This is a genomic window from Pseudomonas sp. Marseille-Q1929, from assembly GCF_017316265.1.
GTDB lineage: Bacteria > Pseudomonadota > Gammaproteobacteria > Pseudomonadales > Pseudomonadaceae > Aquipseudomonas.
The window spans coordinates 20,560-41,870 of record NZ_JAFLWU010000017.1; the positions used below are offsets into that span (position 1 = coordinate 20,560).

The window sequence follows — 21,311 nt, forward strand, 5'->3', positions numbered from 1 at the left end:
GGGGTGTTGCTGTAGGAGGAAGCTATAGCTAGATCTGTGCCAAGATATTAAGTTATTGAAATATAAGGAAAATATACAAATTCTTGATGGCGATTTTGAAGGTTGTCTCTAATTTGAGACAAATGAAGATCCCCTGTGGGAGCTGGCTTGCCTGCGATAGCGGTCTATCAGCTTGCTCATCTGTCACTGATGTACCGCTATCGCAGGCAAGCCAGCTCCCACAGTTGATTGTCTTTGATTTGAGAGTTGTGTCTCGTTTTGGAGACTAGGCGATGCCCAACGCCACCATCTTCTTGTACAACGTCGACCGCCCCAGCCCCAACCGCTTGGCCGCCTCCACCACATTCCCCCCGCAGGCCGCCAGCGCCGCCGCAATGACCTGCCGATCAAACCGTTCCCGCGCCGCGCTGAAGCTTTCGCCTTCTACCGCCGCCACCGCATTGCGCTCGACCGGGGTAAAGGTGCCGATCGCCGCACGAATCTCCTCGGCATCCAGCACCAGGTCATCACTCAACAACGCCGCCCGTTCCAGCACATTGCGCAGCTCGCGGATATTCCCCGGCCACGCATGTTGCGCCAGCAGCGCCAGGGCTTCGCGGTCCAGTTCGTGCTGGCTGCGCAGTTCCTCAAGGATCGCCTCGCTCAGCGCCGGGATATCTTCCAGGCGCTCGCGCAAGGGTGGCACCTGGATCGGCAGCACGTTCAGCCGGTAGTACAAGTCTGCGCGGAACTCACCGCGCTTGATCGCCGCTTCCAGGTCCATGGACGTCGCCGCGATCACCCGCACATCGCTGTGGAGCATTTCGTTGGAGCCTACCGGTTCGAACTCCTTTTCCTGCAATACGCGCAGCAGTTTGCTTTGCAGCGGCAGGGGCATATCGCCGATTTCATCGAGGAACAACGTACCTCCCTGGGCGATCTGGAACTTGCCGGCACGGCCCTTGCGGTCGGCGCCGGTAAACGCGCCCGGCGCGGTGCCGAAGAATTCGGCTTCGAGCAGGTCGGCGGGAATCGCCGCGCTGTTGACGCTGACAAACGCCTTGTGTGCACGCGGTGATGCGCCGTGGATCGCCTGGGCGAGCAATTCCTTGCCGGTGCCGGTTTCCCCCAGCAACAGTACCGGCGACTCGGCGCTGGCACTGCGCCGTGCGCGGCGTTTGACTTCGAGGCTGGCGGCGCTGGTGCCGATAAAATGCGCGAAGTTGTATTTGCTCTGCCGCGAACGCAGCAACGAGCGGGTCGAGGCCAGTTCCTGCTGCATGCTCAGGTAGCGCTCGATCAGCGGCGACAGGTTGCGCAGCTCATCGAACAGCGCAAAACCAATCGCGCCGATCACCGCGCCGGCGTCGTTGTGAATCGGCAGGCGCATCACCACCAACGGGCCTTTGGGCGTGTCCTGGATGTCCAGCAGGATCGGCAGGTCGGTGCGCACCACCTGGCGCAACAGGCTGTTGGAAATCACCTGCTCGCACGGCTGGCCGATGGCTTCATCGGCGCTTTTCAGGCCGAAGCGCTTGGCGTAGCGCTCGTTCATCCAGACGATATTGGCGTCGCGGTCGACAATCACCGTGCCTTCGCTGGACTGTTCGATGATCTCGAAAAGCGACTGGATGGCCAGGCCGCGCACCTGTTGGTAGTCCTTGAGGCTTTCGCTGGTGTTCATGCTTTTGCCGCCAACACAAAATAGGAGTGGGAGTGCGGTCCTGTGGGAGCTGGCAAGCCAGCTCCCACAGGGGTATGCGTTTACAGGGGGATGTTGGCGGCGGCTAGTAGCTCTTGGGTGTAGGCGTGCTGGGGGGCTTCGAATACCTGATGACTCGCCCCAGCCTCCACCACCTTGCCATCCTTGATCACGATCATGTCATGGGCCATGGCCCGCACCACCGCCAGGTCATGGCTGATAAACAGGTAGGTCAGGCCGTACTTTTCCTGCAATTCACGCAACAGCGCCACCACCTGCTTCTGCACCGTACGGTCGAGGGCCGAGGTCGGTTCGTCCAGCAGCATCAGCGCCGGCTTGAGCACCAGGGCGCGGGCGATGGCGATGCGTTGGCGCTGGCCACCGGAAAATTCGTGGGGGTAGCGGTGGCGGCTGGCGGGGTCGAGGCCGACGTCCTTGAGCACCTGGATCACCTGCGCATCGCGCTCTTGCAGGCTGCACGGCGCGTGCACTTCCAGGCCTTCGCTGATGATCTGCTGCACTGACATGCGTGGGCTGAGGCTGCCGTAAGGGTCCTGGAACACCACCTGCATCTGTTTGCGCCACGGGCGCATCTGCTGGTGGTTGAGCGGGTCGAGGGCGGTGCCCTGGAAGCGGATGCTGCCGGTGGAGTCCAGCAGGCGCAGGATCGCCTGGCCCAAGGTGGACTTGCCCGAGCCGGACTCACCGACAATCCCCAGGGTCTTGCCGCGTTGCACGCTGAGGCTGATGCCGTCCACCGCGCGCAGATAGGTTTTGCGCCGGAACAAACCGCCGCCGAGGGGGAAGTGCACGCTCAGGTCGTCAACCTGCAACACCGTTTCACGCGGGTCGCTGCACAACACGTCTCCCGAGGGTTCGGCGTCCAGCAGCAGGCGGCTGTAAGGGTGCTGCGGTGCCGTGAACAACGTCTGGCAGTCGGCCTGTTCGACGATCTCGCCGGCGCGCATCACGCACACGCGCTGGGCAATGCTGCGCACCAGGTTGAGGTCGTGGCTGATCAGCAGCAGCGACATGCCCAGGCGCTGTTGCAGGGACTTGAGCAGCAGCAGGATCTTGCGCTGCACCGTCACGTCCAGCGCGGTGGTCGGCTCGTCGGCGATCAGCAGTTCCGGCTCGCAGGCCAGGGCCATGGCGATCATCACCCGTTGGCGCTGGCCGCCGGAGAGCTGATGCGGATAGGCCTTGAGGCGTTCCTGGGGTTTCTGGATGCCCACCAGTTCGAGCAGTTCAAGGATGCGCGCCTGCGCCGCCTTGCCACCCAGGCCCTTGTGCAGCAGCAGGGTTTCGCCGATCTGCTTTTCGATGCTGTGCAGCGGATTGAGAGAGGTCATCGGCTCCTGGAAGATCATCGCGATGCGGTTGCCGCGCAGCTTCTGCAAGGTGCTGGCCGATGCGCCCACCAGTTCCTCGCCGCGATAACGAATGGAGCCGGTGGTCAACGTGCCGGCTTCGGGCAGCAACTGCAGGATCGAATGGGCCGTCACCGACTTGCCCGAACCCGACTCGCCCACCAGCGCCAGGCACTCGCCGGGGCGCACGTCCAGGCTCAGCTTGCTCACCACGGTCTGGACGCTGAAGGCGACGCTGAGGTCGCGGATCTCGATCAGATTCATATGCAATCACTCATGAACGGGGGTCGAAGGCGTCACGCAACGCCTCGCCAATAAAGACCAGCAGCGACAGGATCAGCGCCAAGGTGAAGAACGCCGTCAGGCCCAGCCACGGCGCTTGCAGGTTCTGCTTGCCCTGGGCGATCAATTCGCCCAGGGACGCGCTGCCGGCGGGCATGCCGAAGCCGAGGAAATCCAGGGCGCTCAAGGTGGAAATCGCCCCGGTCAAGATAAACGGCAGGTAGCTCAAGGTGGCGGTCATGGCATTCGGCAGGATATGCCGACGGATGATCTTCGCGTCGCCCAAGCCCAGGGCCCTTGCGGCCTTGACGTATTCCAGGTTGCGCCCGCGCAGGAACTCGGCGCGCACCACGTCCACCAGGGCCAGCCAGGAAAACAGCGCCATGATCCCCAGCAGCCACCAGAAATTCGGCTCGACAAAGCCCGAGAGGATGATCAACAGGTACAGCACCGGCAGCCCCGACCACACTTCCAGCACCCGCTGGCCGATCAAATCCACCCAGCCGCCGTAATAGCCCTGCAACGCACCGGCGGCAATGCCAATGGCCGCGCTGATCGCGGTGAGCGCCAGGGCAAACAGGATCGACACCCGCGCGCCGAAGATCACCCGCGCCAACACGTCCCGCGACTGATCGTCGGTGCCCAGCCAGTTCACCGCCGAGGGCGGGCTGGGGGCAGGGCGGGTCAGTTCGTAGTTGGGCGTGTCGTCGCTGAACGGGATTGGCGGGAACAGCATCCAGCCGCCGTCCTGTTTGATCAGTTTTTGTACGTAGTCACTGCGGTAATCGGCCTGGAACGGCAGCTGGCCGCCGAACTGTTGCTCGGTGTAGCGCTTGAACACCGGGAAATACAGCTCGTTCTTGAAGCTCAGCACCAGCGGCTTGTCATTGGCGATCAACTCGCCGCCGAGAGTAAGCATAAACAGGCCGATAAACAGCCACAGCGACCACCAGCCGCGACGGTTCTTCTTGAACCGCTCGAAACGCCGACGGGCCACGGGAGACAGGTTAAGCATCAGGCGTTCCTCGCGGCGAAGTCGATACGCGGGTCCACCAGGGTGTAGCAGAGGTCACCGATGAGTTTTATCAAGAGGCCGAACAGGGTGAAGATAAACAGCGAACCGAACACCACCGGATAGTCCCGCGAGACGGCCGCTTCGTAGCTCATGCGGCCCAGGCCATCGAGGGAGAAAATCACCTCGATCAGCAAGGAGCCGGCAAAGAACACGCTGATGAATGCCTGGGGAATTCCCGAGATCACCAGCAGCATGGCGTTGCGGAACACATGGCCGTACAGCACGCGGCGTTCGCTGAGGCCCTTGGCGCGGGCGGTGACCACGTACTGACGGGTGATTTCATTGAGGAACGAGTTTTTCGTGAGGATGGTCAACGTGGCGAACCCGCCGATCACCAACGACGTCACCGGCAGCACCAGGTGCCAGAAGTAGTCGGCGATCTTGCCCACGGTGCTCAGCTCTTCGAAGTTCTCCGAGACCAGCCCGCGCACCGGGAACCAGTTCAGCGAGGTGCCGCCGGCGAACACCACGATCAGGAACATCGCAAACAGGAACGCGGGCATGGCATAGCCGATGACGATGGCGGTGCTGCTCCACACGTCAAAGCTGCTGCCGTGGCGCACCGCCTTGCGAATCCCCAGGGGGATTGAGACGAGGTAGGTGATCAGCGTGGCCCACAGGCCGAGGGAGATGGTCACCGGCATCTTTTCCAGGATCAGGTCGATCACCGTCTTGCCGCGAAAGAAGCTGTTGCCGAAGTCCAATCGGGCGTAGCTGGTGAGCATCAGCCACAGGCGTTCCGGCGCGGGCTTGTCGAAGCCGTATTGTTTTTCGATGTCCTTGATCAGCTTCGGGTCCAGGCCACGGCTGGCGCGGGAGCCTTCGCTGATGCCGTCGCCGCCTGAACCCCCCACCGCGCCGCCGCCGATGCCTTGCAGGCGGGCTATGGCTTGTTCCACCGGACCGCCAGGGGCGGCTTGGACGATCACGAAGTTGACCAGCAGGATAATCACCAGCGTGGGGATGATCAGCAGCAGGCGTCGCACGATATAAGCAAACATCAGTGGCTACCCCCGCGTTTTTGCATCTGTTCGTCTGTCAGCGGCGTGGGGCTGATTTCCCACCAGCTTTCCAGGGCTTCATCGTTCTTCGCCTCGACGGCCGGGCGGCCGAAGCGGTTCCACCACGCGGCGGACGTGCCGGGCGGGTAGTAGTTGGGAATCCATAGGTAATTCCATTGCAGCACCCGGTCCAGGGCGTGGGCGTAGGTGAGCATCTGCGCCTGGGTGTTGGCCTTGACCAGGCCCTTGATCAAGATGTCGACGGCCGGGTCCTTGAGCACCATGTAGTTGTTGGCGCCCGGGTCGAAGGCGGCTTCTGAGCCGAAGTAGTTGTACAACTCCATCCCCGGCGACGTGGTGACCGGGAAGCCAGTGACGATCATGTCGTAGTCCCGTGCCATCAGGCGGTTCACGTACTGCGAAGAGTCAATGCGCCGGATATTCAAGGTGATGCCGATCTGCGCGAGGTTGCGCTTGTACGGCAGCAACAGGCGTTCCAGGCCGTTCTGGGTATTGAGGAAGGTGAACTCCAGTGGCTCGCCTGCGGCGTTGACCAGCTTGTCGCCGTCCGGTTTCCAGCCGGCCTCTTCCAGCAGGGCCAGGGCTTGCAGCTGCTTGTCGCGGATCATGCCGCTGCCGTCGGTGACGGGGGCCTTGAATACTTGGGTGAAGACCTCGTCGGGAATCTGCCCGCGCAGGGGTTCGAGCACCGCCAGTTCCTCTGGGCTCGGTGGTTGGCTGGCGGCCAGCGGGCTGTTGGAGAAGAAGCTTTGCTGACGGATGTACATAGTGCGCATCATCTGCCGGTTGGCCCATTCGAAGTCCCACAGCATCGCCAGGGCCTGGCGCACGCGGCGGTCCTTGAACATCGGTTTTTGCACGTTGAACACATAGCCCTGGGCCGGTTGCGGCGCCTCTTTGGCCAGGTGCGCCCGTTGCAGGCGGCCCTCGTCGAGGGCCGGGCCGTTGTAGCCGATGGAATAGCCGGTGGCGGAAAACTCGCGGTTGAAATCATAGGCACCGCCGCGCAGGACCTGGCGCGCCACTTCGGTGTCGCCGAAGTATTCCAGGCTCAGGTGATCGAAGTTGTACAGGCCACGGCTGACGGGCAGGTCCTTACCCCACCAGTCGGGGTCGCGGGTAAAGGTGATGGTGCTGCCGGAGTCGATCTTGCTGATTTTGTACGGGCCGCTGCCCAGGGGTATCTCGTAGCCGCCGCCGTTGGCGAAGTCGCGGGTTTTCCACCAGTGTTCGGGGAGCACCGGCAGGGTCGCCAGGTCGAGGGGCAGGGTGCGGTTTTCATTGCTGGAGAAATCGAAGCGCACTTGGCGTTCGCCTTCGACTTCGACGTGCTTGACGTCGGCGAACAGTGTGCGAAAGCCCAGGCGGCCTTGGGTCATCAGCAGGTTGTAGCTGTAGCGCACGTCTTCGGCGGTGATCGGCGTGCCATCGGCGAAACGCGCCTTGGGGTTGAGGAAGAAGCGCAGCGACAGGCCATCCTCGGCGCGTTCCATCTTCTCGGCCACCAGGCCATAAACGGTGTAGGGCTCATCCAGGGAGCGCTGGGCCAGGGGCGAATACAGCCAGCCGTCGACCTGGGACACGCCGATGCCTTTGTCGATATACGGCAGCACATGGTCAAAGCGCCCGATCTCGATGGCCGAGCGCTTCAGGCTGCCGCCCTTGGGGGCGTTGGGGTTGACGTAGTCGAAGTGGTGGAAGCCGGCGGGGTACTTGGCCGGTTCGCCGTACACGGTGAGGTACGGCTGCGGCGCCGCGATCACGGCGGTGCTGGTCAACAGCAGGGAAGCAGTAAGCAGTCTTAGAAAAGCCAATCGCATTATCAGCCTTGAGCGCCGGGTAAACAGGAATAGGGATTTGTACGCTAACGGCATTCGTGTCGCCAGTCGTCACATGCACAACGGCCCACCAAAAGGCGGGCCGTTGTGTAGGGCATCAGCGCAGGCTGGATCAGTCCTGGCGGCTGGTGACTTCCAGCAGGTGGTAGCCGAACTGGGTTTTCACTGGGCCTTGTACGGTGTTGACCGGGGCGCTGAAAACGACAGTGTCGAATTCCTTGACCATCTGGCCTGGGCCGAACGAGCCCAGGTTGCCGCCGTCGCGGCTGGATGGGCAGCTGGAATTGGCTTTGGCGATTTCTGCGAAATCAGCGCCGCCTTCGATTTGGGCCTTGAGTTCGTTGCACTTGTCTTCAGTGGAAACGAGGATGTGACGGGCGGTGGCTTTGGCCATGGGGAGGATCTCCTTGGGGTAAAAAGGGGGAGCGTACCGGATTCAGGCGGTTATTTGTTGGCAAAGTTCCGCTGGGTTGGCTTTTGGTTGGAGTGAGTACATATCCATTGCTGCGGTAACGGCCGCTATTGGTTCCGCCCTTACGGCGGCTCACTTTTGAAGAGCGCAAAAGTAAGCAAAACGCTCTTGCCCCAACACTCGGCACCTCGCCTAGGCTCGGTGTGCCCGTAATCCGACATGGATTTGGGGGGCCGCCGCCACGCGCCATCCATGGCGCGGGGCGGCTAAACCGGCATCCCTGCCGGTTTACCCCCCAAATCCATGCCGAATTCCGGCCAGCGTGTTTAACGGGGCGCCCAAGATCAAAATCAAAAGCAAAGCGAGGCGGCCTAGTAGCCGACCGGGTCTCTGGAGCTGACGCGTTCCCCTGTGGGAGCTGGCTTGCCTGCGATGGCATCAACTGGGTGTGCCTGATGTACCGAGTTGCCTGCATCGCAGGCAAGCCAGCTCCCACACAAGCCAGCTCCCACAGTTGCCATCAGGGCAGCACGATGTAGTCGTTGTGCTGCACGACTGGCCGATGTGGACCTTGCTCCAGGTGGATGTAGCGCCCATCCACCAAGTCAATCGGCAGGCAGTCATCAATATCCATTACCGCATCGGTATGGGCCTGGGCCCAATGGCGCAGCATTTGCTGCTTGCCCAGGGCTTTCGCTTCCCGCGTATTGCGCGCCACCACCAGCACGTAGTGATGAGCCTCGCCAAACGCGTTGGCTTCATAACCGCCCAGGTTGATGAAGTACAGGCGCTCGGCGCCGGCAGCGGGGGCCAGGTGGCTGAGCTGGATCTTCCAGCCGTCCACGCCGTCCACCGCCATCCATGAATCAATGTGTACACCTTTGGGGCTGCCAAACCAGGCATCGCGCAATTGCGGGTAGGTGGCTTGCAGCGTATCCGCCACGGCGAATACCACATCGTGCACTTCGATCCTGGCCCGTGGGTGCTTGCCCCCGAGCATGACGACAAACAGCATTGCAGGTTCTTCCTGGCGACTTGGCAGGCGCCAACCATACTGCGATTGAACCCTTTTGTCCGGCGAATGCCACACTGTTTATCCGCGAACTCATCAGGAGGTTGTCATGCGTACCATTGATCTGGCCGGTGTTCCCGTGCCTGTTGTCGGCCAGGGCACCTGGCGCATGGGCGAGGACCCGGGCCAGCGCCGTGCCGAAGTTGCGGCCTTGCAATTGGGGATCGACGAGGGCATGAGCCTGATCGATACCGCTGAGATGTACGGTGAAGGTGGCGCCGAGGAGGTGGTCGGCGAAGCCATTCGCGGCAGGCGCGACCAGGTGTTCCTGGTGAGCAAGGTGTACCCGCACAATGCCAGCCGCAAGGGCGTGCCACGTGCCTGCGACGCCAGCCTGCAACGCCTGGGCACGGACTACATCGATTTGTACCTGCTGCACTGGCGTGGCCAGTATCCCTTGGAAGAAACCGTCGACGCCTTCGAACGCTTGCGTGAAGCCGGCAAAATCGGTCGCTGGGGTGTGTCCAACTTTGACGTGGCAGACCTCCAGGAACTCGCCGCCCCGGCGTGTGCCACCAACCAGGTGCTCTACAACATTGAAGAGCGCGGCATCGAGTTCGACTTGCTGCCTTGGTGGCAGCAGCACCACTTACCGCTCATGGCGTACTGCCCGATTGCCCAGGGCGGCGCGCTGTTGGCCAGCCCCACCCTGAAGCAGATCGCCCGCCGCCATGACGTTACCCCGGCGCAGGTGTCCCTGGCCTGGGTGTTGCGCCAGGACGGTGTGATCGCCATCCCCAAGGCCGTGACCCCCGAGCATGTACGGCTTAACGCAAGCGCCGCACAGCTTGTGCTGGATGAACACGACCTGGAGGCCATCGACCGGGTATTTGGTGCGCCGAAGCGCAAGCACCCGTTGGCGATGGTCTAGCCGACTACGGGCGTGCGCCAGTCGTCCGAGCCGGAAGTGCCGGCCACTTCGTGGGTCCAGACGATCTTGCGATAGGTGAAGTGCACGTCCTCGAGATGGGTGAAATGCGCATTCGCCGGGTCCTGGCAATTGGGCATGCGTGACTGGATATCGACGATGGTCGCGCCTTCCAGCTCGATGGTGAAGTAATGCTCCTGGGTGCCGGCCGAGGAGGTCCGGAACCACTCCAGGCGGCACTTTACCTCTTCACCCGCCGTGAGCGCGCTGAAGAGCAGGGGCGAGGACTTGTCGAAGATCTTGCTGATCATCAATGGCTTATGCACACGCTGCCCGGTGGGTTGGCCGGACTGCGGGTCACGAGGAATGATCACCTGGTGGCTGAACGCCTGTACCAGGATCTGATCTTCGTGGCCTTCCTGGTAGAGGTTGCCGACCGAGTCCTGGGTAAACGTGCCTGCCGTAATCAAACCTTGTTTAACACCGGTGATAGAGAGATACGCGGGTGTTGGCATGTCGCTTTCCTTGTCTGGTTATTAAGAGGTTCCACGCGGCGGAGGGTGCCGGGTGGGCAAGGTCCTATAACAAGAAGCGTGCCTGAAAGTGCAGGATCTAATGAAATAATGGGTGGTGGCTTAGTTGGGAGTTAGTTAAGAGGTAAATGGGCGGGTTTTGGAAAGTGTTTGCCCGGATTAACTGCGCAGTAGTGTGCAGTTAATTGCTCATCTCGCAGCGCTGCGCATTTAAATGGTTTGCGAGTTTTTTGACGAGTTTCACGTTGTTCAAGCTGCGCAAAAAATTGCGCATAGCCCCGTTTTATATGGGCTGTAGGATATTCCTTAACCCCGGTTGCGTTGCTTGCCCAATGATGTTTGCGTGGCTAATGTTTGCGAGCTTCGCGGCGATTCAGCGAAGTTGATGCGGTGCGCTGGTCTCGCGTTTAAATCGATGATTAGTTTGCCCGCCCTGCCTTTAATCGTCGTCGATGGCTGCGCATGATCTACTCCGATAAATTGCTCGATTATTACCTTGAACTGGCACGCTCGCCTTGCTCGGCGGCGACGTTCGCCGGCAGTGACATGCGCTTTTCAAGTGAATATGAAGCCCTGGAGTTCGAGCTGGCCAAGGCGCAATCGATACATGGCAGCGGCCAGCCGGACTGGCAGAAGGTCAGGGACGTCGCTGAGGGTGTGTTGCGTCATCACTCAAAGGATTTGCGCGTCGCAGTGTGGTTGACCTGGGCGCTGCATCAGTGCGAATCCTTCCCCGGGTTGCTCGCTGGCCTGGGGTTGCTGCGTGATCTCTGTGAGCAACATTGGCTCGAGGTTTACCCCGCCAAGCCGCGTACCCGAGCGGCGGCCTTTGGTTGGCTGGTGCTGCGCCTGGAGCCGCTGTGCCTGCAAAACCTCGCGTTGCACCCGCAACGTCCTTTATTCCAAGCCATTCTTGAACACCTCACGCAGCTCGATGAACACTGGTCTCGGCACCTGGGGGATGACGCCCCGTTGCTGCTACCGGTGCGCCGGCAGTTGGCGGAATATCTGGAGCGTGCGGCACACGCGGCACCTGAACCCGGCGCCGTGGGCGCGGTGATTGCCCAGTTCAAGCACGCCACCACCCAATTGCTCGCGCCGGAATCCGGCATCGACAGCGAAAAAGCCGCGCACAAACGGCTGCGTGCCTTGCAGGATCAAGCCCGACCGCTGTGCGCCTGGTGGTTGCGTCAGGATGCCACCGACGTGCGCGCCCTGCGCCTGAGCCGCGCCATGGCCTGGCTGACGCTGGTGGGCTACCCGGATGCCGACGGTGAGCGCGTCACCACCCTGCGCGGCCCCACGCCAGAAAAACTCCAGCGCTACCAGGAGCGCTTCGACCAGGGGCATTACGCCGACTTGTTGCTTGAGCTTGAAGCCAGCCTCGCGACGGCGATGTTCTGGTTCGATGGCCTGCGCCGGGTCTGGGAGTGCCTGGCCGCGTTGCAGGCCGCAGCGGCGATGGCCGAACTTGAGGCCGACTTTGCCCTGTTGCTCAAGCGCTTGCCGAACCTGCCCGAGCTGCGCTTTCACGACGGCAGGCCCTTTGCCGACGCGACCACCCGTGACTGGATCACGCTCCATGTCGAACGTCATATGCGCAAGCCCGAGCCGCCCAAGGTGGCCATCGATGCCACGACACAGCCTTGGGAGGCCGCCCTGCAGCAGGTCATGCCCGTGTTGCGCAAGGATGGACTCAAGGCCGCCGTCAACCAACTCAGCCAGGGCGTGCGTGCCGCCGTCAGTGAGCGTGAACGTTTTCAGTGGCGCCTGGCCGTGGCCCGGTTGTGTGTGCTGGCAGGCAAACATGAGCTGGCGAAGGTCCAGCTCGAACAGCTCGACCAAGAACTGCAACACGCCGGGCTCGAGCGCTGGGAGCCGGCGCTGGCCTTGCAGGTCGCGCAATTGCTGTACCGCTGTTGCGACCTCTTGCCGCAAAGCCAGGCCGTGCGCGAGCGCAAGGAAGACACCCATCGCAGGTTGTGCCGTTTCGATCTGGAAGCGGTACTTGAATAGGCTTTCGAGCCACAAAAAAAAGGAGAAACACCATGGCCAAAGACGGTTCAGTTGCGCCTAAGGAGCGCATCAATATTACGTTCAAACCAGCGCTTGGCGGTGCTCAGGAAGAGGTCGAGCTGCCGTTGAAATTGCTGGTGCTGGGGGATTTCACCGGGCGCGAGGACCTACGCAAGCTGGAAGACCGCAAACCCATCGGCATCGACAAACACACCCTGGACGAGGTGCTCGCCAAACAGGCGTTGAGCCTCACCCTCAGCGTGCGCAATCGCCTGCAGGACGAGGCCGACACGCAAGAGCTGGGCATAGCCGTGCGCATCAACTCAATGAAGGACTTCAACCCCGCGAGCCTGGTCGAGCAGGTCCCGGAGTTGCAAAAACTGATGGCCCTGCGTGAAGCGTTGATGGCGCTCAAGGGCCCGCTGGGCAATACGCCGAGTTTTCGCCACGCCATTGAACAGGCGTTGGCCGACGACGATTCCCGCGCGCGGGTCTTGGCTGAGCTTGGCCTGAGCAGCCCTGACGCCTGATTTTTTCAGTAAAAGGACACTGATGCATGAGCATCCAAACACAGCCGCAGCACCTGCAACCCACCAACGAACGCAGCATTCTCGACAGCATCATCGCCCAGACGCTGTTGAACGCCGATGATGAGGCCTACGGCATTGCCAAGCGCGGCGTCGCCGCGTTTATCGCAGAGTTGGTCAAGCCGCATAACAGCGGTGAACCGGTGAAGAAACGCCTGGTTGACCGGATGATCAGCGAGATCGACACCAAGCTCAGCCGGCAAATGGACGAAATTCTCCACCATCCCGAGTTCCAGGCGCTGGAGGCCGCGTGGAAAGGCTTGCAACTGCTGGTCGAGCGCACTGACTTTCGGGAAAACATCAAGATCGAGCTATTGAATGTCGCCCGCCAGGACTTGCTCGACGACTTCGAAGACTCGGCGGAAATCACCCAGTCCGGGCTGTACAAACACATCTACAGCGCTGAGTACGGCCAGTTTGGCGGCCAGCCCGTGGGCGCGATCATTGCCAATTACTACCTGTCGCCCAGCGCTCCTGACGTCAAGCTCATGCAGTACGCGTCCAGCGTTGCCTGTATGGCCCATGCGCCGTTTATCGCGTCTGCGGGGCCGGGCTTTTTTGGCCTCGAAAGCTTCACCGGGTTGCCGGACCTCAAGGACCTCAAGGACCATTTCGAAGGCCCGCAGTTTGCCAAATGGCAAAGCTTTCGCCAAAGCGAGGATGCGCGCTACATCGGCCTGACGGTGCCGCGTTTCTTGTTGCGCACGCCCTACGACCCGCTCGAATGCCCGGTGAAGACCTTTGTGTATCAGGAGAACGTGGTCCACAGCCACGAACACTACTTGTGGGGCAATACCGCCTATGCCTTCGCCACACGCCTGACCGACAGTTTTGCGCGGTTTCGTTGGTGCCCGAACATCATCGGCCCGCAAAGCGGCGGTGCAGTGGAGGACTTGCCGCTGCACCACTTCCACAGCATGGGCGAAATCGAAACCAAGATTCCCACCGAAGTCCTCGTCTCCGACCGTCGCGAATACGAGTTGGCCCAGGAAGGCTTCATCGCCTTGACCATGCGCAAGGGCAGTGACAACGCCGCGTTCTTTTCCGCCAGCTCGGTGCAGAAACCCAAGCACTTCGGCATCAGCGCCGAAGGCAAGGGCGCGGAGTTGAACTACCGCCTGGGCACGCAATTGCCCTACATGATGGTGGTCAACCGCCTGGCTCATTACCTTAAGGTCTTGCAGCGCGAACAGCTGGGGTCGTGGAAGGAACGTACCGACCTGGAACTGGAGCTTAACAAGTGGATCCGCCAGTACGTCGCCGATCAGGAAAACCCCAGCGCCGAAGTGCGTGGGCGACGCCCGTTGCGGGCCGCGCGGATTATCGTCAGTGACGTGGAAGGCGAACCCGGCTGGTATCGCGTCAACCTGAGCGTGCGACCGCACTTCAAGTACATGGGGGCGGATTTCACCCTGTCCCTGGTCGGCAAGCTCGACAAAGCATGAGCGCCAGCCAAGGGATGACCGATCACCGCAGCCTGTTCGAGCGCCTGGCACGGCCGGAGGCCGCCCAAGCCTCCCACGTGGCCTGCATCGCCACACACCTGGGGAACATGCTCAGCACCCGCGCGGGTAGCGTGCAGACGCGACCGGACTACGGGCTGCCCGACTTCAACGACATGCGTTGCAGCCTGCATGAGTCGTTGAGCCAGTCACGGCGGCAGATCGAGGGTTTTATCCAGGCCTGCGAACCACGGCTAGCGAATGTCCACGTCAGGCTGTTGCCCCGTGATCGCGACCCCTTGGTCCTCACGTTTGTAATTGACGCGCTGCTGACCGTCAACGGCGTCACCCAGCCCGTCGCATTCCGCGCTCAATTGGGTGAGGCCGGACGGGTCGAGGTGGTGCCTGATGGCCTTTAACCGCTATTACCAAAGTGAACTCAGCGCCCTGCGTCAGCTTGGGCGGCGTTTTTCTGAGCGCAACCCAGCCCTGGCGCCATTCCTCGCCGACAGCGGGCAAGACCCGGATGTGGAACGGTTGCTGGAAGGCTTTGCGTTTCTCACCGGGCGTCTGCGCCAGAAGCTGGACGATGAACTGCCCGAGCTGAGCCACTCGCTGATGCAATTGTTGTGGCCCAACTATATGCGGCCGGTGCCGGCATTCAGCATGTTGCAGTTCGACCCGCTCAAGCACGCCGGGCCTGGCGTCGAGGTGGCGCGGGATACGGCCGTGGAGAGCGTGGTGGTGAATGGCGCACGCTGCCGTTTCCGCACCTGCTACACCACCCAGGTCATGCCGCTGCAGATCGGCGCGCTGGACTATGCAGCCCAAGGCGAGCGCGCATTGTTGAGCCTGCGCCTGGACATGAGCGCCGACGGTGATTTCAGTATGCTGGCCGTCGACACCCTGCGCCTGTATCTGGCCGGCGACCGCTATATCAGCCAAGGGTTGTACCTCAGCCTGTTGCGGCACCTGGACGGTATCGAACTGTTGCCGTTGGACGCGGACGGGGTACCGCTCAACGGCGGGGACGGGCAGCCGACGGTGCTGCGACTGCGCCCGCAGCAGGTGCAACCCGTTGGGTTTGCCGAGGATCAGGCCTTGATCCCTTATCCGCAAAACAGCTTTCGCGGCTACCGCCATTTGCAGGAGTACTTCGTCTTTCCCGAGAAGTATCTGTTTGTCGATATCAACGGGCTTGAAGTGGTCCGCACGTTACCCACGCAGGTGCTGAAAGCCACGCGCAGCCTGTTGCTGCGCTTTGCCTTGGATATTCGCGGGCACGCGCCGCAGCCGCCGACCCTGGACAATGTGAAGCTGTATTGCACGCCTATCGTCAACCTGTTCCAGCACGACGCGGTGCCGGTGCGGCTGGACGCCAGGCAGGACGAGTACCTGCTGCTGCCGGGGGAATATGCCCCCGGCAATGCCAGTGTGTTTTCCGTGGACACGGTGACCGGCTGGCGGCCGGGGGGCTTGGGCTACCAGGCTTACGTGCCGTTCGAATCCTTTGAACACGATGGCGATGCCGCGAGCTATACCGTTCGCCAGCGTGCTTCGGCGCAGCATGCCGGGCTGGATACCTGGCTGGCGGTCGGCCATGGGCAGGGCCATGAGCAGGAAACACTGTCGGTCGAGCTGACCTGCACCAACCACAACCTGCCACGGCAACTGCAGGTGGGCGATATCCGCCAGGCCTGCGAGCAAACGCCGGAATTTGTCACCTTCCGCAATATCAGCGTGCCGACCCCCAGCTTTGCGCCGCCCCTGGACCAGGATTTTCTGTGGAAGCTGATCAGCCACATGTCGCTCAACTACCTGTCGCTGACCGATATCAACGCGCTCAAAGTGATTCTCGAAACCTACGACCTGCCGCGCTATCACGACCGGCAGACGCAGAAAACCAGCCGGCGCCGCCTGGACGCCTTGCGTTCGATCCGCCACGAAGCGGTCGACCGCCTGCATCGCGGCCTGCCATTGCGCGGCTTGCGCGTCGACCTGTGCATCGAGCCCCAGGGCTTTCTCGGCCAAGGTGAAGTGTTTGTGTTCGCCTCGGTCCTCAATGAGTTTTTCGCACTGTACGCCAGCCTCAACTCGTACCACGAACTGCGAGTGATCAGCACACAAGGAGATGTGTACCTATGGCCAACCCGGATGGGCCAACAACCCCTGCTTTAACCACGCTGACCCGCACCATTCGCGAGTACTCGCTGTACCAGGCGGTACTGCAAGTGGTCGGTCACTTGCGCGTCGCCCATCCCTTGCTGGATGAGGACGCGCTGTACGAGCAACTGGAGTTTGTCGCCAACCCTGGCCTTGGGTTTCCCGGGCAGGACATTGACCGCGTGGAGTTCTTCAACGAACACGGGCAACTGCGTGCGCGCCTGCGCCTGAATGTCCTCGGGCTGTTTGGCGCGGGTTCGCCGCTGCCGGCGTTTTACGGCGAACAGGCCTGTGCCGAGCAAACAGGCGGCAACGTGACGCGGGATTTTCTCAACCTGTTTCAACACCGCCTGCAACGGTTGCTGCTGCCGATCTGGCGCAAATACCGCTACCACGCGCGGTTTTGCAGCGGCGCGGGTGATGCCTTCTCCGAGCAGATGTTTGCGCTGGTGGGCTTGGGCGGGCAGGTGATACGCGAGGTGACGCAACTGGATTGCAAGCGCTTGCTGCCATACCTCGGGCTGTTGAGTTTGCGCGCGCATTCGGCGGCCCTGGTCGAGACGGTGCTGCGTTACTACTTCAAGCACGAGCGCTTGTTCATCGAGCAGTGGGTGGCGCGCAGCGTGTCGATCGAGCCGCTGCAGCGCAACCGGTTGGGCCTTGCCAACCATGGGCTGGGCCTGGACCTGGTGTTGGGCGAGCGTGTCGCCGACTGTGGCGGCAAATTCCGGGTGCATATCGTTGGGCTCGATTGGCAGCGTTTTCACGAATTCTTGCCGTTCGGCACGGGTTACCCGGCGTTGTGTGCCCTGGTGCGGCTGACCGTACGCGACCCGCTGGCCTATGACCTGCGCCTGGTGCTGGCCGCAGGCGAGATCCGTGCGTTGCATATCGGCGCACGCAACGTGTGCCGCCTGGGCTGGACCACTTGGCTGGCGCACGAGCGCGCCGACGGCGCGGTCACGCTGGCCGGCAATGTTCAATAGGGAGCAAGGATGATGATGAATATCGATTTGCAACAACTGATCCAGACCTTGACCGCCCGCACGCGCGGCGACCTGGAGCGGGCAGCCGAGCGTTGTGTCAACCGTGGTGGCCGGGAAGTGTTGGTGGAAGATCTGCTGCTGGTGCTGTTGGAGTATTCCGGCGGCTTGGTGGACAAGGCCCTGATGGACGCCGGGGTACCCGCGAGTGAACTGCACGCAGTGCTGCAACCCAAGAGCGAGAGTCATGCGACGCGCAATCCCGTGTTCGCCCAGCCCCTGGTGCGCTGGTTGCAGCAAGCGTCGATGGTAGCCCATGTCGAACTGGGGCAGCCCGAGGTCGATCACGGCGCACTGTTGCTGGCGCTGTTGCGCCACCCGCTGGAGCATGCGGGCAACGCCTATCAGCGCTGCCTGGCACGCCTGGATGTGGCGCGCGTGCGCGACTTTATCCTGAGCCAAGCCCCGGCCCACGAGCAGGCGGTGGTGGGGTCGATGCTGCAACGGTTTACCCATGACCTGACGCAGCAGGCCCGTGACGGGCGGATCGACCCGGTGTTCTGTCGCGACGGGGAAATCCGTCAGTTGATCGACATCCTGATGCGCCGCCGCAAAAACAATCCGATCCTGGTCGGTGAGGCCGGCGTGGGCAAAACCGCCGTCGTCGAAGGGCTGGCCTTGCGCGTGGTCGCCGCGCAGGTGCCGGCCCCGCTCAAGGCTGTGCGTCTGTTGACCCTGGACATGGGCTTGCTGCAAGCCGGTGCGAGCCTGCAAGGCGAATTTGAACGGCGCCTCAAGGGCTTGATTGACGAGGTCCAGGCTTCGCCCCAGGCGGTGATCCTGTTTGTCGATGAGGCGCATACCCTGGTGGGGGCGGGTGGTCCGGCAGGTGGCAGCGATGCGGCCAACCTGCTCAAGCCGGCATTGGCCCGAGGTGAGCTGCGGACCATCGCGGCCACCACCTGGTCGGAATACAAACGCCACATCGAAAAAGACCCGGCGTTGTCCCGGCGTTTTCAGCCGGTGCTGGTCAACGAGCCGAGCGTTGGCGACGCTGTGTCGATCCTGCGCGGGCTCGTGCCGGTATATGAGGCCAGCCATGGCGTGTACGTGCGTGACGACGCGGTGGTTGCCGCTGCGCACATGAGCGCGCGTTATCTGGCCGGGCGCCAATTGCCGGACAAGGCCGTGGATGTGCTGGATACGGCCTGCGCCAGGCTGCGTACGCAGCTGGCGATGCCCAGTGAGGCGATGCAGCAGTTGCGCGCCGAGCGCGCAGAAGCCATGCGCCAGCATGGGGCGTTGACCCGCGATGCCGACGCCGGATTACCCGTCGACCATGCGGCCCTGCACGGCGTGAACCAGCGCTTGGAGTCAATCGAACAGGCGTGTGAGGCGTTGCCGAAAGACGAACAACCGTCGATCAAGGCCGAAGTCTGCCCCCGCCTGATCGCTGAAGTTATCAGCGCCTGGACCGGCATTCCCGTGGCACAGATCGCCCTGGAACACAGTGCCATGGTCATGGGGTTCGCCGACGCCTTGCGCGCACGCATCTTCGGCCAGGAACACGCCGTGCAGGCCCTCGACCGCAATCTGCGAGCGGTCGCGGCGGGGCTGAACCCTGCCGACGCGCCGGTAGGCGTGTTCCTGTTGGTCGGCCCCAGCGGAGTGGGCAAGACCGAAACCGCATTGGCCCTGGCGGACCTGTTGTATGGCGGCGAGCGTTTTGTGACCACCCTCAATATGTCCGAGTATCAGGAGAAGCACTCGCTGTCGCGCTTGATCGGTGCGCCGCCTGGCTATGTGGGCTACGGCGAAGGCGGTGTGCTGACGGAGGCGGTGCGCCAGCGCCCGTATTCGGTGATCTTGCTCGATGAGGTCGAGAAGGCCGACCCGGAGGTGTTGAACCTGTTTTACCAGGTCTTCGACAAGGGCCGCGCCAACGACGGCGAAGGCCGGGCGATCGACTTTCGCAATACGCTGATCCTGCTGACGTCCAACCTCGCCAGCGAGCACATCGGCGCACTGTGCGCCGACGGGCAGCGGCCCGCCATCGAGGCGTTGCACGCGGCGATCCAGCCGGTGCTGCGTGCGCACTTCAAACCGGCGTTGCTTGCGCGCATGCGTGTGGTGCCTTACTACCCGATTGCCGGTGAAGGACTGCATGACGTCGCCCGTCTCAAGCTTGGGCGCCTGGGCCAGCGCTTGCAGCAACGCAAACTGGCGTTTACCTATACCGACGAACTGGTTGCGCACATGGCGCAGCGTTGCCTGCATAGCGACAGCGGCGCCCGCTACATCGACCAATGGATCGAGAACCAGTTGCTAGCGCAGATGGCGGATCAGTTGCTGGCCGCGATGTCGGCTGGCGAATGCCTCGCCCACGTCCACGCGCGGCTGGACGAACACGGCGCGCCGGTCTGTGAGTTCAGCCAATGACGCAGACGTTATTCAGCCAACTGCCGCAACCCTTGGCCTACGCCGAAACCCTGTTGGGCTGGATCAGCCGCCTGGGGCTTGAACACGATGAAAGTCGTTTGCCGAACCTGTGCGTGACCGCTGCCGCACAACTGAGCGAGTGTGAACTCAGCCAATTGTATTGGCGGGATGCAACCAGTGGGCGGCTGGTGCTGATTGCCCAGCATTCACGTGAAGCACAGCCGCTGGGCGAGAGGGATTTCCAGCACGAGCAACTGCTGCAGTGTGTCGTGAGCCAGCGCATCACCCTTTGCCTCGACGATGTGCACGGCAGTGTCTATGACAGCGCGTTCCTGCCTACAGCGTCGGCGCCGTGGCGTGCCCTGGCCAGCGTGCCGCTGCTGAACGCTCGCCACGCAATCATCGGCGTGTTGCTGTGCGCCAGCCTGCGCTCGGTAACGTTGCAGGGCTACACGGCATCGCTGGCGCAACTGGGCAGTTTTGCCCTGAACCAACGGGCGATGTTGCGGCGTATGCAGCCGGTACAGGCAGATGTGCTGCCCGAGGTGAATGCGCCACCGATCAGCACCTATGGCCTTATCGGTAACAGTGCAGCCATGCAAGACACTTGCCGCTTGATAAGCAAGGTCTTGCATACCCCTTACACCGTATTGCTGCGCGGTGAAACCGGCACGGGCAAGGAAGTGGTGGCGCGCGCCATTCACGCCAGCGGCCCGCGCAGGGCCCAGGCATTCGTCGTGCAAAACTGCGCCGCGTGCCCGGAAGGGCTGCTGGAAAGCGAGCTGTTCGGCTATCGCAAAGGAGCGTTCACCGGTGCCGAACGCAACCATGCCGGGCTGTTTGATGCAGCGCACGGCGGCACGTTGCTGCTCGATGAAATCGGCGACATGCCGCTGGCATTGCAAGCCAAGTTGCTGCGGGTGTTGCAAGAGGGCGAGGTGCGCCCACTGGGGGCCAGCAGCGCCCATAAGGTCGATGTGCGCATCATCGCTGCGACCCACCGGGACCTTGCGGCCATGGTGGCCCTGGGCAGTTTTCGCGAGGACCTGTACTACCGCCTGGCGCAGTTCCCCATCGAATTGCCCGCCTTGCGTGCGCGGGACGGCGATGTGCTGTTGCTGGCCCGGCACTTTGCCGACAACGCCTGTTCGATGCTGGGCAAGGCGCCGGTGGCCTGGTCAGGCGCTGCGATCGATCAACTGTCGAGCCACGGCTTTCCGGGCAATGTGCGCGAACTCAAATGCCTGGTGGAGCGCGCGGTATTGCTGAGTGACGACGGCGTCATCCTGCCGACGCACCTTTCGCTGGTGCCCGACTCGCCGGTGGCGGTGGTCGAGGCCACGTTGCGCCAGCGCCTGGAACGGGTCGAGCGGGTGGTCCTGATCGATTGCCTGCACAAAAACCGTGGTAACCGAACGCGCACCGCGCGTGAGTTGGGGGTCGCGCGGCGCACGCTGTTGTATCGCCTGGCCCGCCTGAATATTCCCCTTGGCGATGCCCTGGCGGAACACTGAATGAATCCTTTAGG

Annotated in this window: 17 protein-coding genes; 9 read left to right on the plus strand and 8 right to left on the minus strand. The window is 62.3% G+C overall.

Going from position 1 to position 21,311, the window contains the following annotated elements; all coding sequences use genetic code 11:
* Positions 1-265: 265 nt before the first annotated feature.
* The 7 genes from J1G37_RS18315 to J1G37_RS18345 all read right to left on the minus strand — a co-directional run bounded on the left by J1G37_RS18315 (position 266) and on the right by J1G37_RS18345 (position 8,695).
* Positions 266-1,663 (minus strand): sigma 54-interacting transcriptional regulator, encoded by a 1,398-nt coding sequence (locus J1G37_RS18315; RefSeq protein WP_207044063.1) that lies wholly within the window; start codon positions 1,661-1,663, stop codon positions 266-268.
* 80 nt (positions 1,664-1,743) lie between these two features.
* Positions 1,744-3,315 (minus strand): ABC transporter ATP-binding protein, encoded by a 1,572-nt coding sequence (locus tag J1G37_RS18320; RefSeq protein WP_207044066.1) that lies wholly within the window; start codon positions 3,313-3,315, stop codon positions 1,744-1,746.
* 10 nt (positions 3,316-3,325) lie between these two features.
* Complete coding sequence (locus J1G37_RS18325) at positions 3,326-4,348, minus strand: ABC transporter permease (RefSeq protein WP_207044069.1); 1,023 nt, start codon at positions 4,346-4,348, stop codon at positions 3,326-3,328.
* Complete coding sequence (locus tag J1G37_RS18330) at positions 4,348-5,409, minus strand: microcin C ABC transporter permease YejB (protein ID WP_207044072.1); 1,062 nt, start codon at positions 5,407-5,409, stop codon at positions 4,348-4,350. Before J1G37_RS18330 ends, J1G37_RS18325 begins: the two co-directional genes overlap by 1 nt.
* The gene (locus J1G37_RS18335) at positions 5,409-7,250 is read right to left on the minus strand and encodes an extracellular solute-binding protein (RefSeq protein WP_207044074.1); all 1,842 of its coding nucleotides are present in this window, start codon (positions 7,248-7,250) and stop codon (positions 5,409-5,411) included. The genes J1G37_RS18330 and J1G37_RS18335 overlap by 1 nt, the downstream gene beginning before the upstream one ends.
* 130 nt (positions 7,251-7,380) lie before the next feature.
* Complete coding sequence (locus tag J1G37_RS18340) at positions 7,381-7,662, minus strand: peptidylprolyl isomerase (RefSeq protein ID WP_010210937.1); 282 nt, start codon at positions 7,660-7,662, stop codon at positions 7,381-7,383.
* 538 nt (positions 7,663-8,200) lie between these two features.
* On the minus strand, positions 8,201-8,695 hold the full coding sequence (locus J1G37_RS18345; RefSeq protein ID WP_207044076.1) for a DUF1543 domain-containing protein: 495 nt from the start codon (positions 8,693-8,695) through the stop codon (positions 8,201-8,203).
* A gap of 106 nt (positions 8,696-8,801) precedes the next feature.
* Between J1G37_RS18345 and J1G37_RS18350 the strand changes: the two genes are divergently transcribed.
* A complete protein-coding gene (locus tag J1G37_RS18350; protein ID WP_207044079.1) occupies positions 8,802-9,623 on the plus strand; it encodes an aldo/keto reductase in 822 nt (273 codons plus the stop codon).
* On the opposite strand, the gene J1G37_RS18355 is transcribed toward J1G37_RS18350, so the two are convergent.
* The gene (locus tag J1G37_RS18355) at positions 9,620-10,135 is read right to left on the minus strand and encodes an Hcp family type VI secretion system effector (RefSeq protein WP_207044081.1); all 516 of its coding nucleotides are present in this window, start codon (positions 10,133-10,135) and stop codon (positions 9,620-9,622) included. The two genes, J1G37_RS18350 and J1G37_RS18355, sit on opposite strands and share 4 nt — an antisense overlap.
* A gap of 480 nt (positions 10,136-10,615) precedes the next feature.
* Here J1G37_RS18355 and tssA point away from each other — a divergent pair, with 480 nt between their 5' ends.
* From tssA to J1G37_RS18395, 8 genes are read left to right on the plus strand one after another with little or no spacing between them, the layout of a single operon-like run.
* Positions 10,616-12,169: a type VI secretion system protein TssA gene (gene tssA, locus J1G37_RS18360; RefSeq protein ID WP_207044102.1), complete on the plus strand. Its 1,554-nt coding sequence runs from the start codon at positions 10,616-10,618 to the stop codon at positions 12,167-12,169.
* Between the two features lie 32 nt (positions 12,170-12,201).
* On the plus strand, positions 12,202-12,699 hold the full coding sequence (tssB, locus tag J1G37_RS18365; protein ID WP_207044115.1) for a type VI secretion system contractile sheath small subunit: 498 nt from the start codon (positions 12,202-12,204) through the stop codon (positions 12,697-12,699).
* A 26-nt stretch (positions 12,700-12,725) separates the two neighbouring features.
* Positions 12,726-14,201, plus strand: a complete 1,476-nt coding sequence (tssC, locus tag J1G37_RS18370) for a type VI secretion system contractile sheath large subunit (protein WP_207044131.1) — start codon at positions 12,726-12,728, stop codon at positions 14,199-14,201.
* Positions 14,202-14,215: 14 nt separating this feature from the next.
* Positions 14,216-14,617, plus strand: a complete 402-nt coding sequence (gene tssE, locus J1G37_RS18375) for a type VI secretion system baseplate subunit TssE (protein ID WP_207044360.1) — start codon at positions 14,216-14,218, stop codon at positions 14,615-14,617.
* Positions 14,607-16,376 carry a type VI secretion system baseplate subunit TssF gene (tssF, locus tag J1G37_RS18380; protein WP_207044147.1) on the plus strand — a complete coding sequence of 590 codons (1,770 nt, stop codon included), beginning with the start codon at positions 14,607-14,609 and terminating at the stop codon, positions 16,374-16,376. The genes tssE and tssF overlap by 11 nt, the downstream gene beginning before the upstream one ends.
* Complete coding sequence (tssG, locus tag J1G37_RS18385) at positions 16,340-17,347, plus strand: type VI secretion system baseplate subunit TssG (RefSeq protein WP_207044150.1); 1,008 nt, start codon at positions 16,340-16,342, stop codon at positions 17,345-17,347. Before tssF ends, tssG begins: the two co-directional genes overlap by 37 nt.
* Before the next feature lie 12 nt (positions 17,348-17,359).
* Positions 17,360-19,783 (plus strand): AAA family ATPase, encoded by a 2,424-nt coding sequence (locus J1G37_RS18390; RefSeq protein WP_207044152.1) that lies wholly within the window; start codon positions 17,360-17,362, stop codon positions 19,781-19,783.
* Positions 19,780-21,297, plus strand: coding sequence for a sigma 54-interacting transcriptional regulator (locus tag J1G37_RS18395; RefSeq protein ID WP_207044154.1), 1,518 nt, complete (start codon positions 19,780-19,782; stop codon positions 21,295-21,297). Before J1G37_RS18390 ends, J1G37_RS18395 begins: the two co-directional genes overlap by 4 nt.
* Positions 21,298-21,311: the final 14 nt, after the last annotated feature.

Bases quoted from the DNA above. Each gene is read 5' to 3' on its own strand.
- J1G37_RS18390 (WP_207044152.1), top strand. From the start codon at position 17,360: ATGATGAATATCGATTTGCAACAACTGATCCAGACCTTGACCGCCCGC.
- J1G37_RS18320 (WP_207044066.1), bottom strand. From the start codon at position 3,315: ATGAATCTGATCGAGATCCGCGACCTCAGCGTCGCCTTCAGCGTCCAG.
- J1G37_RS18340 (WP_010210937.1), bottom strand. From the start codon at position 7,662: ATGGCCAAAGCCACCGCCCGTCACATCCTCGTTTCCACTGAAGACAAG.
- J1G37_RS18355 (WP_207044081.1), bottom strand. From the start codon at position 10,135: ATGCCAACACCCGCGTATCTCTCTATCACCGGTGTTAAACAAGGTTTG.
- J1G37_RS18395 (WP_207044154.1), top strand. From the start codon at position 19,780: ATGACGCAGACGTTATTCAGCCAACTGCCGCAACCCTTGGCCTACGCC.
- J1G37_RS18325 (WP_207044069.1), bottom strand. From the start codon at position 4,348: ATGCTTAACCTGTCTCCCGTGGCCCGTCGGCGTTTCGAGCGGTTCAAG.
- tssB (WP_207044115.1), top strand. From the start codon at position 12,202: ATGGCCAAAGACGGTTCAGTTGCGCCTAAGGAGCGCATCAATATTACG.
- J1G37_RS18350 (WP_207044079.1), top strand. From the start codon at position 8,802: ATGCGTACCATTGATCTGGCCGGTGTTCCCGTGCCTGTTGTCGGCCAG.
- tssE (WP_207044360.1), top strand. From the start codon at position 14,216: ATGACCGATCACCGCAGCCTGTTCGAGCGCCTGGCACGGCCGGAGGCC.
- tssC (WP_207044131.1), top strand. From the start codon at position 12,726: ATGAGCATCCAAACACAGCCGCAGCACCTGCAACCCACCAACGAACGC.
- J1G37_RS18315 (WP_207044063.1), bottom strand. From the start codon at position 1,663: ATGAACACCAGCGAAAGCCTCAAGGACTACCAACAGGTGCGCGGCCTG.
- J1G37_RS18345 (WP_207044076.1), bottom strand. From the start codon at position 8,695: ATGCTGTTTGTCGTCATGCTCGGGGGCAAGCACCCACGGGCCAGGATC.
- tssG (WP_207044150.1), top strand. From the start codon at position 16,340: ATGGCCAACCCGGATGGGCCAACAACCCCTGCTTTAACCACGCTGACC.
- tssF (WP_207044147.1), top strand. From the start codon at position 14,607: ATGGCCTTTAACCGCTATTACCAAAGTGAACTCAGCGCCCTGCGTCAG.
- tssA (WP_207044102.1), top strand. From the start codon at position 10,616: ATGATCTACTCCGATAAATTGCTCGATTATTACCTTGAACTGGCACGC.
- J1G37_RS18335 (WP_207044074.1), bottom strand. From the start codon at position 7,250: ATGCGATTGGCTTTTCTAAGACTGCTTACTGCTTCCCTGCTGTTGACC.
- J1G37_RS18330 (WP_207044072.1), bottom strand. From the start codon at position 5,409: ATGTTTGCTTATATCGTGCGACGCCTGCTGCTGATCATCCCCACGCTG.